Below are 12,418 nucleotides of genomic sequence, written 5' to 3' on the forward strand. Positions count from 1 at the left end.
CAGACCCGAAGACACTCGGCCATCGGCTATATCAGCCCGGTCGAGATGGAGCTAAAATCGGCTTGATCCATGTCCACTTTTTTGGGGGAAGATCAATTCTGGATTGCTTCGCTGCGCTCGCAATGACGGTGCTGAAGCAGTTGCCTGCCGACACCGCGATCTCGTGCCCCGGACGCCGCGCAGAGCGGGGCCCCTCCCCTTCTTTGCATGCCGCTCCGCTCTTGTAACAAAACCGTCATGCAGCGAAACTAAACGAAGCCGGGGGCCGCGGTTCGCGGCCTAGCCGCCTCGCAGGGAGAAATTTTGATGTGCCGTTCACTGGTGTTGCTGTCAGCCGGGCTGACGGTGTTGTCCGCCGGACTGTCGACCGGACCTGCCTCCGCCCAGAACAACACGCCCCGCAACCTGATCCTGTTCATTCCCGACGGTCTGCGGGCGTTGAAGGTCACACCCGAGACCGCTCCCGCAATGGCCGAAATCCGCGACAAGGGCGTCAATTTCAAGAATTCGCACTCGCTGTTCCCGACCTTCACCATGGCCAACGGCTCGGCGATGTCGACCGGCCATTATCTCGGCGATACCGGCGTGTTCTCCAACACGATCTGGACCAACTACACCTCGGTGCCCGCCGGCGACACCGTCGTCCCCTTCATCGAGAATGACGCCGTGCTCGGCGACATCGACGAGCATTTCAAGGGCGACTATCTCAATGAAGACACGATCCTGAAGCTGGCCCGCGACAAGGGCTACAGCACCGCCGCGCTCGGCAAGCATGGTCCGACCTATCAGTTCGACCACACCGACAAGCCCGAAAAGGCCGGCCTGCATTCGGTCGTGTTCGACGATGCCACCGGCGGCAAAAATGGCGTGGCGCTGTCGGACGAGGTCAAGGACGCGCTGACCAAGGCCGGCCTGCCCCTCGCCACGCCGCCGCGCGGCGACAACTCCAAGGCGGGCGATGCCAAGACGCCCGGCACTACCGTCGCCAACGTCGCGCAGCAGGCCTACTTCGCGGACGTCGCGGCCAAGGTCGTGCTGCCGGTGTTCAAGGCGCGCAACAAGCCGTTCGTGCTGGTGTTCTGGTCGCGCGACCCCGATGGCAGTCAGCACAACACCGGCGACAGCCTCAACCAGATCATGCCCGGCATCAACGGGCCGACCTCGATGGCCGGCATCAAGAATGCCGACAACAACCTCGCCCAGCTCCGCAAGGCGCTGGACGAGCTCGGCCTTGCAGCAAACACCAACATCATGGTCCAGGCCGACCATGGCTTCTCGACCATCTCCAAGGAAAGCAAGACCAGCCCCTCGGCCAAGCTCAGCTATGACGACACGCCGAAGGACTTTTTGCCGATGGGCTTTCTGGCGCTCGACCTCGCCAAGGCGCTCGAACTGCCGCTGTTCGATCCCAACGACAAGAACGCCAAAGTCGAGGGCAACAAGCATCCCAAGGCCGGCAACGGCGTGCTCGGCAAGGATCCGGAAAAGCCCGATCTCGTCGTCGCCACCAATGGCGGCTCCGACCTGATCTATTTGCCGAACAAGGACAAGAAGCTGGCGGCCAGGACCATCAAGACGCTGCTTGAGCAGGATTACGTCTCCGGCCTGTTTGTCGACGACTCGCTCGGCCGCTTCCCCGGCACCCTGCCGCTGTCGAGCATCAACCTGCGCGGCAAGGCGGCGACGCCGACGCCGGCGATCGTCGTCAACTTCCGCTCCTATGCCAGCGATTGCGGCGAGGCGCCGACCAACTGCTCGGTGCAGGTCGCCGACACCGTGCTGCGCCAGGGCCAGGGCATGCATGGCAGCTTCAGCCGCGGCGACACCATGAACTTCATGGCCGCCATCGGCCCGGACTTCAAAGCCGGCTATGTCAGCGAGATCCCGGTGAGCAATGCCGACGTCGGCATGACGGCCGCCCAGCTCCTCGGCCTGCGCAGTTCGCAGAACGGCGGCCTCGTCGGCCGCGTGATGTCGGAGGCCCTGCCCAACGGCATCGTGCCGAAGGCGTACAAGGGGGTCGAGAAGTCGAAGAAGTCCGAGAACGGCCTGCAGACCATGCTGAACTTCCAGCGCGTCGGCAGCCAGCGCTATTTCGACGCCGCCGGCTTCCCGGGTCGCACGCTCGGGCTGGAGCCGGACGCCGGCAAACAAAAAACGGCGGGGAAATAACCCCGCCGTTCAAATGCATCCTCGTGAGAGGCGCAGAATCTTACATGCCGATGTCGAACACGTTCGGCAGCTGGCCCGCCAGAGGCAGCGCGGTGGCGCCCAGGAAGGTCGCCACCATCGCCATCAGGCGACGGTTGTTGTGGCGCTTGCCGCGCATCTGGCCGGCGATCCACTCCAGCATTTCGCTGTTGACCTTAGAGGCATAGGACGGCGCCCAGCCCTCGATATCGGACTCGGCCGACAGCGCGACGCTGCGCGGCGGAACCTTCAGGCCGGAGGCGCTGGCGGCATAGTGGGCCACCGCCTTGGCGAGCAGGTCGTCGAACCGGCCGCCATCGGTGCGCTCGGTCGCGGCTTCGTTGATCTCGAACAGCACTTCGGCCTCAGTGCGGCTGATCGGCTGGTCGTTGACGGCCGTGGCGGTCAGGATGCGGGCGCACCAGGCGGTGTCATCGGCATCGAGCGAGCGGGAGAAATGGACCCTTCCCTTGGTGGTCGGGCCTTCGCCCGTGATCACGCCGTCGCGCACGATGGTCAGTGCATGGGCCGAGGTATCGCGGCAGGACGGTTCGAGGCAGGACGGTTCGAGGGACGGCGACTCAACAGACTTATGCGCAGCGGCAGACATAGTTCACTTCCAGATTTCTTCTGATCGGCCAGCATTTTCATGCCGGCGTAAAGGGGTGGTTAATGATTCGGTACGGGGGTCGCGACTTTTTGAGATGGTTGCCAATTGGTCGCTGTCAGGACCATTTCGGTTCTGGGAAGCGACGGGCGAGCGTGATGGAAGTCATAAAAGGCTTTCTCGGGGCAATCGCGCCCGTATAGCCCCGGTGGAGATGTTTCGCCGCAGGCGCGGCTGTAACAAAAAGGTGCTAGGAAATCAGGCCTTCAAGGAAGGAATTCACATTTTACTTGAAGCAGTTCAGTTAGCGTTCACTTGGGATCGTGGAGCCCCTATAATGGTCACCACGGTCCAAGATGAATTCGCAAGTAAATTCAATAACATGAGGTAGAACCATGACACTTCCGATCGGCGCCACCGCCCCCGACTTCGAAGCCGAGACCACCGAAGGGAAGATCAAGTTCCACGACTGGATCGGCAATAGCTGGGCGCTGCTGTTCTCGCACCCCAAGGACTTCACGCCGGTTTGCACGACCGAGCTCGGCGCGCTCGCCAAGCTGAAGCCGGAATTCGACAAGCGCGGCGTCAAGCTGATGGGCCTCTCTGTTGATCCGGTCGACCGCCACGCCAAATGGTCGGAGGACATCAAGGAGACGCAAGGCGCGGCCCCGAACTATCCGATGATCGGCGACACCGATTACAACGTCTCCAAGCTGTACGGCATGCTCCCGGCCGCGATCTCGGGCGATCCCCTCACCCGCACCGCCGCAGACAACCAGACCGTCCGCAACGTCTTCATCATCGGGCCGGACAAGAAGATCAAGCTGGTGCTGGTCTATCCGATGACGACGGGCCGGAACTTCCAGGAGATCCTCCGCGTCATCGACTCGCTCCAGCTCACCGCCAAGCACCGCGTCGCGACCCCGGCCGACTGGTCGCAGGGTGACGACGTCATCATCGCGGGCTCGGTCTCCAATGACGAGGCCAAGACGATCTACCCGCAGGGCTGGAAGGAGCCGAAGCCCTACATCCGGATCGTGCCGCAGCCGAAATAACGGAACTGTCATTCCGGGCGATGCGTCAGCGCCGCCCGGGATGACGATGTTAGCTCTTACGCCGCGCGTACGCGTTCGAGGAAGCCCTCGACCTCGGCCTTCAGATGCAGGCTCTCGCCCGACAACGCCTGGGCGGAGGCAAACATCCGGCTGGACGTCTCACCCGTCTCGTTCGCACCCTCGGCGGCCTGACGGACGTTGACGGCGACATCGGCCGTGCCCGATACCGCCGCGCGAACGCTGGCGACGATGTTTTGGGTCGCGCTCTTCTGCTGCTCGACCGCCGCTGAGATCGAGCCCGCGATGCCGCTGATGCGCTCGATGGTCTGGCTGATCGCCTTGATGGCGACAACCGATTCCTCGGTCGCAAGCTGCATGCTGGCGATCTGGTTCGAGATCTCGTCGGTCGCCTTGGCGGTCTGGCCGGCGAGCGTCTTGACCTCCTGGGCCACCACCGCAAACCCGCGGCCGGCATCGCCCGCGCGCGCGGCCTCGATGGTCGCGTTCAGCGCCAGCAGGTTGGTCTGCTCGGCAATCGAGGTGATCAGCTTGACGACATCGCCGATGCGCGCGCCAGCCTCGGAGAGCTGCGCGATTCGCTGATCGGTCGCCTCTGCCTGCCGCACGGCCTCGGCGGAAATGACGTTCGATTCCTGCACCCGCCGGGTGATTTCGGAAATCGATTGAGACAGCTCGTCCGAGGCCGACGCCGCCGAACGCACGTGCTCGGAGGCGTTTTCGGAAGCTCCGGCCGACCGCGCGGACAGATCGGCGGTGGAGCGCGCGGTGTCGGTGAGCTGCCGCGCCGCGCGCTCGAATTCGCCTGACGATGTCAGCACCTTGTCGAGAATGCCGCCGACACCGCCACGGAACTCCTCGACGAAATTGCGCAGGTCGGATTTGCGCTGATCGGCGGCTGCAGCCGAAGCCGCCGCCTGCTCGCTGCGCATCCGCGCCCGCTCCTGCGAATTGCTCCTGAACACCGCGACCGTGCGGGCGATCTCGCCGATCTCGTCGGCGCGATCCTCGCAATCGATCTCGACGTCGCTTTTCCCTTCGGCGAGCGCGGTCAGCGAGCGCGTCACCGAGGTGAGCGGCTTGGTGACACGGCGGACGACCAGCAAGGTCAGGACCAGCACCAGCAGCGCGGCGAGCCCGGCGGCGGCCGCCATGCTTTCGATCGTCTGGGCCAGCATGCTCTCGAATTGGGCCATCGGGATGCCGACATAGAGGATGCCGGCGACCTTGCCGCTGGCGTCGGCGATCGGCAAATAGGCGGTCATGAAGGTCTTGCCGAACAGGGTGGCCGGGCCCTTGTAGGCCTCGCCACGACGCAGCAGCGCCTGCGCCGGGTGATCGGCGGCAAGCTGGGTCCCGACGGCGCGGTCGCCATTTTCCTTCTTCACGTTGGTCGAGCGCCGCACGAACTGCCCGCTCGCCTCGTCGAACACGAACAGTGTCGCGTTGCCGCCGACATAGGACACCGCGCGATCGACGATGGCGTGATCCCTAAAGTCCGGCATCTTGGGAATCTCGGCGCGCGCGACCGCGCCATCCTTCATCGTGATCTTGGCGTCGGGAACGATTTCGGCAAAGGCCAGCGCCAGCGTGCGCAAACTCACCTCGATATCGCGCAGCGCACGATCATTGAAAGCGGAGCTGAGCGACCAATAGCCGGCGCCGACCACGAGCGCCGTATTCATGGCGATCAGCAGCACCGCGCACAGGAGCGCCTTGGTGCCAAGTTTGAATTGCGGCAGAAACTTCGCCGTTGCTCGTCCGTACATGAATGGAATGACTCCTGTAATTCCTGCATATTCGTGCAATCGGCTTACGGTCGCATTAACGCGGTTCCCACCGCGACATGCTTTCCAAATCGTTAACGAAGATACCCCTGACCACGCCCAGAACTACGCTAAGGACTACGCCAAGCGCTCTGCCCATCATCCTCTGGTTTCGCGATGACCTCCGCCTGTCCGATCACCCCGCCCTCCACGCTGCCGCCAAGGCCGCTGCGACGACCGGCGCGCCGGTGATCTGCCTCTATGTGCTCGATGAGGCGGCCGGGCGAGCGCCGGGCGCCGCGGCGCGCTGGTGGCTGGCGCAGTCGCTGCGCGCGCTCGGACCGGGAGGGGACCTCACATCTGTTACCGCATTTGAGGTTCGGCGAGCTCAGCCCGCGCCAAGTGTGGCACGCCGCGCGGTTCGCCACGGCGGAAAACTCCGCGATCGGTCCCGGCGTCGACAAGTTCCTGAGCGAGCTTGGCTGGCGTGAGTTCTGCCGGCACCTGCTGCACGACCATCCCAACCTTGCCACCGAAAACCTGCAAGCAAACTTCGATGGCTTCCCATGGAAGCCCGACGCCAAGGCGCTCGCAGCCTGGCAGCGTGGCCGCACCGGCTATCCCATCGTCGACGTCGGCCTGCGCGAACTCTGGCACACTGGCGTGATGCACAACCGGGTGCGAGGTGGTCGCCTCGTTCCTGGTCAAGCACCTCCTGATCGACGTCCCGACCAAGCTGATCCACCAGCCCTGGCAGGCGACGCCGATCGAGCTTGCGAGCGTCGGCGTCACGCTCGGCAAGAGCTATCCGCAGCCGATCGTCGATCATGCCAAGGGACGTGAGCGCGCGCTCGCCGTCTACGCAAAGATCCGCAAAGGTTGAGCGTTGCTTTGACACAATTATGAAACGCGCTATCGTCATCGCTCCATGCAAACCGTGGGGGACGATATGGACGACGACAAGCCAATGACTGAACAGGCGATGGATACGATCACCACCGCCGTGGAAGCGACCAAGGACGCCGCTGTCACTGCGGTGAAGAAGGTCAGGAAAGCCGCCAAGAAGGCTGCAAAGAAAGTAGCGCCGAAGAAGGCTTCCAAGAAGAAAGCCAAGAAGGCTGCGAAGAAAACTTCGAAGAAGGCCGCCAAGAAGACTTCGAAGAAAGCTGCAAAGAAGTCGTCGAAGAAGGCGGCCAAGAAAGCAGCAAAGAAAACGGCAAAGAAGGCCACCAAGAAAGCTGCCAAGTCGAAAAAGAAGGCCAAGAAGGCCAAGCGCTGATCGCAAAGGCCGAGGTCTCCGGGTGTGGACGCGCCCGGAGACGGCTCCAGCGATACCCTACCCTCGCCGCTTGGCTGCACGCCGGCCCGGGTGATGGACGCCTTGCGGATCTCGGAATTCGCTGCGATGACCTCGCCGGTCCTCGGCGTTGAAGCGCCGCCGCTTCTCGGGCGAGCCGAACGCCTTGATCACCTTCCTGCCGTTGACCTTCTTGATGACGTAGCCGCCCTTGGTCATCGAGAACGGCTCTTTCAACGTTCCCTTGTGGTCGAACTTGGTGCCCGGGCGGTGCTTGAACGGTTCGAACCAGGAGGGATAGACGAAGTTCGACATCTCAAAGCCGGCCACGAAGAAGGTGTCCTCTTCCACGGCGTCACAGACCTCATAGGCATATTGGGTGTTCGGGTTTTTGTCGGCCCACAGATTGGCCATGGGATCGAGCACCATCTCGAACAGCTCGTGCGAGGCTGCCACGCTGACCGGCTCGTCGCCCAGCGCCTTGACGAAGATCTTTGAGATCGGCTGGCGGCGATGCGTCAGCTCATGGCGGCCGAGCATGTTCTTGTGGGACGCCTTGTCAAAATAGACCAGCTGCCAGTCGCCCGGCTTCGGCTTTTCGGTGACATAGAGGTCGACCGGATAGCCCCACACCGGCAGGAAGTGCTTGTCGTAGCATTTCTGGAGCGCCGCTGTGAGCCTGGCCATCTTGCGGCCGCTGATCATCGGCTCCGCGTAGTTGAGGCAGGCAATCCGGACTGGCTTCAGGGATCTGCCGAGCAGTGCACGACGCGCTTTCTTCATGGAAATCACCGTGTGAAAGGGAGGCTGAAATGCCCCAAGCCTAGCACGACGCACGCCGCACGTCAGGGATGTATTCCGGCGGCCCGGCCCGCCGGTCCTAGAAGCGTCGATTGACCACGAACACCGCGGCCGCGCACATCACCATGCCCGCGATCGCCAGCGCATCGAGCTTTTCTCCGAACAGCAGATAAGCCATCAGTGCCGTCGCGGCGGGCACCAAATAGAACAGGCTTGCAACAGACGTGGCGGCGGCGTGGCGGATCAGCCAGTACAGCAGCCCGATCGATCCGATCGAAAGCGCCACGGCGAGCCAGGCCAGGGCGAGCATGAACTCGCGCGTCCAGTGCACCACGCGGTCCTCGAACAGGAAGGCGCCGATCGCGAAGAAGATCGAGACGGACACGTACTGCACGAGATTGCCGGCGCGCCAATCGATGTGGTTGCAGTAGCGGCGCTGATAGAGCGTGCCGAGGGTGATGCTGATCAGCGAGACCACGGAGGCGAGCCAGCCGAGCCCGGCTTCGCCGGTCATGGGACGGCCGTGCAGGATCAGCACCACGCCGCCGAGGCCAAGCACGAGCCCCGCCCATTGCACCGGCGTCACCTTCTCCCCGAGCCAGCGGTTGGCGATGGTCGAGGTCAGGATCGGCTGAAGGCCCGGAATGAGCGCGGAGAGCCCGGCCGGAATCGAGTGCGCGATCGCGATTGCGGTGCCGCCGAGATAGAAGCCATGGACGAGAATGCCCGCGACCGCGCTGTGCGCGATGCCGATACGGTCCGGCCATTTCGGTCGCGCAACGGCGACGATGATTGCCATCAGACCGACCACGAACGCCATGCGGATGGCGAGGTAGGTCAAGGGATCGGCATTGTTGACGACGTATTTGGTGCCGATGAAGCCCGTGCTCCAAAGCAGGACGAACAGGATCGGCGCGGCACGGGCGGTCAGGGCTTCTTGATTTTGGTTCATTGCCGCCCTCATTGCCCCACGGGGGGCCAATGCGGCAATGCGAATTTCGGCCAATTCCGTTCAGACGATGCTGCGCTGCGACGGAAGCGGCTGCTCAGCCGCTCACCATTCGTCCGGACAGGGATCGATGATCTTCCAGAGCTCGACGCCGTTCTTGATCTTTTTCATGTCGGTGGTGAGCCCGCCATTGCGGCGGATCCAGTCCTTCACCGTGTCGGGGTAGTAGGCCATCAGGTCGGACGTCCCCTCCGCGCTGGTGACCTTGATGCCGAAGGTGAAGGCCTTGTCGTAGTAGGCTTGGTGGAAGCCGAGGCTGGCGCGCGGCGTCACGCAGATTTTGTTCATCGGCACGATGCCGAGCACCAGGGTGCAGGCCGAGTTGCAGATGCCGTCGATGATGACGCGCTCGCCCTTCTCGCGGACGCGCTTGTACTTGGCCTTGTACTCCTCGACATAGCCGCCGTGGTCGCGGGTGATGTGCAGTTCGGCGCGCGCCGGCGTGGCGGCGACGACCGAGAGCAACAGCAGGCTCAGAAGCGTGATGCGCATGGCGAGGTGACGGCGAAAGCCTTCAGGAATGGACCGGCCTATGGACCCCAAAAAGCCGGCAACAGGAGTCTTGAGCTAATTCTCTTTGGTCACACTTGTGTGGGGAATTCGTTAAGCATCTCGAAAAGGCCAAAAATGGGCAGGTCTGGACCATAGAACCGGCAATTCTGTCACACCCACCCGGGAATCTGCGGGATTGGCCCCGGTTTTCGGGCGGCAGACGGGTGCTCCGGCCGCCCGAACTGGCTATAAACGGCTGACCTATTCGTGCGGGTTCCGGAGATTCGAGATGAGCAAGTTGAAGCTTGTAGCCGCGATTGCAGCCCTGTCGGCCGCAATCCTTGCCCCCGGCCTCGCAGAGGCGCGGGGACATCACCGGTACCACCGCCACTACGCGAACCCATTGCCCTACCCGATCAGCTATCTGCACAATTACGGGCCCGGCATCACGCCAGGGACGTTCGCCTTGTACGACGGCCCGTCGACCAACCATTGCTACCAGAGCGCAGCCGCCTATGTCGGCCAGGACCGCCGCCGGCACCCCTGCTTCTGAGGAGCGCAGGCGCGTCCTCTGCGGGGGCCGCTATTTGGCGGCGCCCGACAGCAGCAATTGCTTCTCGATCTCGTAGACCGGCAGTTTGACGAGGTCCTTGCCGACCTCGCCCTGGAGAGCCTTGCGCACCACGTCCGAATAATCGGCGCGGATCATCCCAAGCGCACGCGGCGAGGCCACCAGGGTCAAGGCCGAGGTCTCGCCTGAGCTAACGGCGGCATCGAGCCGTCCGGCCAGGCCGCGCAGGAAGGCGCGCTCGGCCTCGTCGTGCCAATCAGTCTGCTCTACCGAGCTGCGCGTGCTGCCGGCCGCGCCATGGAGCCTGCCCGGCGCGTCGGTCCCTTGCGCACCGGTCGAGGGATTGGGCTGTTCGTGCACCTCCCTGGTGTGGAGGTTCGGAAACATCTCGTCGCCGAGGTTTTCCAGAATGAGCGCCTTGCGCCCGTCGCACACGACCAGCCAGTCACCCTTGTCGATTCTCATTTTGTCCATTGCACAGCTCCAAAGCGACCTCGCGAGCCGGCTCTTCGAAATGCTCGAAAGGCTGGCCACGACGCCAAGCTTAGGGGCGAAGCTGCACAGTTGGATTGCGCGGGATCAAGGATGGCGGCGATTTCCCGCGGAGCGCAACGCAAGCGCAGCATTGGTCAAGAGCACGAACCTGGGATAGTCTGGCGGAGCTAAAGGTCAGGCCTGCGGCGGGCTGGCTGAAGACCTGTTCATCAGCATTACATTTCGCTCCCGCCACAATTTGATCAGAACAAACTTCGATATCCCTGTATTGCGTAAGCGGAGAAAGACATCATGAAGCTTAGAATTGGCCTCGTCGCCGCGTCCCTGTTGGGTGCGTTGGCCGCATCGCCGGCGGCGTCTGCCATGCCCATCGCGCCAGCTCCTGCGACGCCGCAGGTCTCGGACGTCGAGCAGGTCCGCATGGTCTGTGACGCCTGGGGACGTTGTTTCTGGCGCCCGAACTACTATGGATACTACGGCGCCCCGGCCCCCTATTACGGTCCCCGATATGCGCCGCGCTATTATGGTGGCCCGCGCTACTACGGACCACGTTATCGCCGCTGGTGATTCTAAAGGGGCCCTCCGGGGCCCCTTCGCTTTTGCGAGATCAAGGATGTTGGTCTGGAGTCATTCCAAAACTGATCTAGATCAAAGACGAAATCCGCCACGCCGTCATTCTCCGACGATGGTCGATTTGATCGTTTTTCGATGTCCCCAGACGGGCATGAATGTGCAGACACATCTTGAGAAGCAACAGAGACAGGAGGCACAGAGCTTCGCCTCCTTTGCCTGTCCCGCCTGCACGCGGCTGCATTTCATCGACCTCGCCTCCGGCCAGCCGATGACGCGAGACCGTTGACGACGACATCGATCCGCCGGGCTGCATGCCATGATGTCCGCAATACTACGGCCCGGAATCCGGTTTACTGAAACGCGATGTTTCGCCATTGATGGCGATGTTCTGACGTTCATTTGATTGTCATATGCGGCAGCCGGCCACACGCATGTTGTTCGACGCCCTCGCCCCATCATCCGCGCTTCGATTGATCGGCTTTGCCGACGTCGATGCGTTTCGGCCGATCGAGTCGATGGAGGATGCGAGAAGCATTCCGCTCGACGTCCGGAATTTCGCGGCGGCTCGCGCTGTCGTCTCCCTGCCCGGCTGCCGCATCGTCATGATGCGCTCGTTCGCACGCATCCTCGACGCCACCTATCGGATGCCCGGCGGGATGGTGATCCTGCCCATGACGGACGACCTTCAGGTCAATTCCAAGGGCATGGATCTCGACGCGCGTTTCTTCATCGCGCTCCGCGGCAGCGATGAATGCCATTTCGTCGAGCGTCGGACCAATCATCATGCGATGATCATCTTCTCACCCGGCCTGAGTGACCGGGGCTGGTTCGATCAGGCGGACGATTTGCGGGCCCACGGCGCGAACCGCCCCGCTTTGCTCCACGCACGGCAGCTCCTTCTCGACATTCTGCGAACCGCGTCGGTGCAGCCGGCCTTGTTCGAAACGACCGAGGTCGCCGCCCATCTCCAGGAAGGCTTGCTGCTCGCGCTCGACGATCTGTTTCGCATCGATCCACTCTCAGACCGGAGTGCCTCCGTCCAGGGCGAGCGGTCGATCAAACTCGTGCAGCGGATCGACGATTACGTCGCTGCACATCAGACTGCTCCGATCTATACCGCCGATCTCGCCGGCGAGTTTGGCGTCTCGATCCGGACGCTCGGCGGCGCCGTCAGCAAGGTGTGTGGCATGAGCCTGCACCAGTACATTCGCCTGAAAAAATTGTGGGCGACGCGGTCTCGCCTTCTCAAGGGCGGCGGCGCCACCGTCGCCACATGCGCGCGCGCCCAGGGCTTTCACCATTTGGGCGAGTTTTCCGCAGCTTACCGCGCGATCTTCCACGAAGCGCCGTCCGACACGCTGGCACGAGGCCGGCAAGCGGGTCCGACGGCAGGCTGACGGGCCAGGCCGCTGCGACGGTCGTTGTTGTCAACGCCTCTTCGGAACATATCTGAGCGACCCGAGACATAGGTGACAGTTCGTACCGGACACATGGGTTACACTTTCCGCTTTTGTTCTGCGGGAGGTGTAGATGCCGTGGAAAGC

Annotated in this window: 12 protein-coding genes and 2 pseudogenes; 8 read left to right on the forward strand and 6 right to left on the reverse strand. The window is 62.9% G+C overall.

Annotation, left to right across the window (positions count from 1 at the left end):
* Nucleotides 1–306 precede the first annotated feature (306 nt).
* Nucleotides 307–2,172 carry an alkaline phosphatase family protein gene (locus ABIB90_RS41105; protein ID WP_354202925.1) on the forward strand — a complete coding sequence of 622 codons (1,866 nt, stop codon included), beginning with the start codon at nt 307–309 and terminating at the stop codon, nt 2,170–2,172.
* Between the two features lie 40 nt (nt 2,173–2,212).
* Here ABIB90_RS41105 and ABIB90_RS41110 read toward each other — a convergent pair whose 3' ends face one another.
* The gene (locus ABIB90_RS41110) at nt 2,213–2,800 is read right to left on the reverse strand and encodes a hypothetical protein (RefSeq protein WP_354202926.1); all 588 of its coding nucleotides are present in this window, start codon (nt 2,798–2,800) and stop codon (nt 2,213–2,215) included.
* Nucleotides 2,801–3,192: 392 nt separating this feature from the next.
* On the opposite strand from ABIB90_RS41110, the gene ABIB90_RS41115 reads away from it, so the two are divergent.
* Complete coding sequence (locus ABIB90_RS41115) at nt 3,193–3,852, forward strand: peroxiredoxin (protein WP_007603114.1); 660 nt, start codon at nt 3,193–3,195, stop codon at nt 3,850–3,852.
* A 56-nt stretch (nt 3,853–3,908) separates the two neighbouring features.
* Here the strand turns inward: ABIB90_RS41115 and ABIB90_RS41120 are convergent, their stop codons facing one another.
* Nucleotides 3,909–5,639: a methyl-accepting chemotaxis protein gene (locus ABIB90_RS41120; RefSeq protein ID WP_354128527.1), complete on the reverse strand. Its 1,731-nt coding sequence runs from the start codon at nt 5,637–5,639 to the stop codon at nt 3,909–3,911.
* A gap of 77 nt (nt 5,640–5,716) precedes the next feature.
* Between ABIB90_RS41120 and ABIB90_RS41790 the strand changes: the two are divergent.
* The 3 genes and pseudogenes from ABIB90_RS41790 to ABIB90_RS41130 all read left to right on the forward strand — a co-directional run.
* A pseudogene (locus ABIB90_RS41790) lies at nt 5,717–5,917 on the forward strand (deoxyribodipyrimidine photo-lyase); the annotation flags it as partial.
* A 52-nt stretch (nt 5,918–5,969) separates the two neighbouring features.
* Nucleotides 5,970–6,519 (forward strand): annotated as a pseudogene (locus ABIB90_RS41125) (FAD-binding domain-containing protein); the annotation flags it as partial.
* A 66-nt stretch (nt 6,520–6,585) separates the two neighbouring features.
* On the forward strand, nt 6,586–6,915 hold the full coding sequence (locus ABIB90_RS41130) for a histone (RefSeq protein ID WP_354128526.1): 330 nt from the start codon (nt 6,586–6,588) through the stop codon (nt 6,913–6,915).
* 57 nt (nt 6,916–6,972) lie between these two features.
* On the opposite strand, the gene ABIB90_RS41135 is transcribed toward ABIB90_RS41130, so the two are convergent.
* From ABIB90_RS41135 to ABIB90_RS41145, 3 genes are all read right to left on the reverse strand, one after another.
* On the reverse strand, nt 6,973–7,716 hold the full coding sequence (locus tag ABIB90_RS41135) for a hypothetical protein (protein WP_219684021.1): 744 nt from the start codon (nt 7,714–7,716) through the stop codon (nt 6,973–6,975).
* Between the two features lie 97 nt (nt 7,717–7,813).
* Nucleotides 7,814–8,686, reverse strand: a complete 873-nt coding sequence (locus tag ABIB90_RS41140; protein ID WP_354202927.1) for a DMT family transporter — start codon at nt 8,684–8,686, stop codon at nt 7,814–7,816.
* 102 nt (nt 8,687–8,788) lie between these two features.
* Entirely contained in the window at nt 8,789–9,235 is a 447-nt protein-coding gene (locus tag ABIB90_RS41145; protein ID WP_007603109.1) for a hypothetical protein, read from the reverse strand.
* A 289-nt stretch (nt 9,236–9,524) separates the two neighbouring features.
* Between ABIB90_RS41145 and ABIB90_RS41150 the strand changes: the two genes are divergently transcribed.
* Nucleotides 9,525–9,788: a hypothetical protein gene (locus tag ABIB90_RS41150; protein WP_007603106.1), complete on the forward strand. Its 264-nt coding sequence runs from the start codon at nt 9,525–9,527 to the stop codon at nt 9,786–9,788.
* Between the two features lie 30 nt (nt 9,789–9,818).
* Here ABIB90_RS41150 and ABIB90_RS41155 read toward each other — a convergent pair whose 3' ends face one another.
* Nucleotides 9,819–10,280 (reverse strand): host attachment protein, encoded by a 462-nt coding sequence (locus ABIB90_RS41155; RefSeq protein WP_219684024.1) that lies wholly within the window; start codon nt 10,278–10,280, stop codon nt 9,819–9,821.
* 312 nt (nt 10,281–10,592) lie between these two features.
* On the opposite strand from ABIB90_RS41155, the gene ABIB90_RS41160 reads away from it, so the two are divergent.
* A complete protein-coding gene (locus ABIB90_RS41160) occupies nt 10,593–10,868 on the forward strand; it encodes a hypothetical protein (RefSeq protein ID WP_354128525.1) in 276 nt (91 codons plus the stop codon).
* A gap of 437 nt (nt 10,869–11,305) precedes the next feature.
* A complete protein-coding gene (locus ABIB90_RS41165) occupies nt 11,306–12,271 on the forward strand; it encodes an AraC family transcriptional regulator (RefSeq protein WP_354202928.1) in 966 nt (321 codons plus the stop codon).
* Nucleotides 12,272–12,418 lie beyond the last annotated feature (147 nt).

The organism is Bradyrhizobium sp. JR4.1 (genome assembly GCF_040548605.1).
Classification (GTDB): Bacteria; Pseudomonadota; Alphaproteobacteria; order Rhizobiales; family Xanthobacteraceae; genus Bradyrhizobium; species Bradyrhizobium canariense.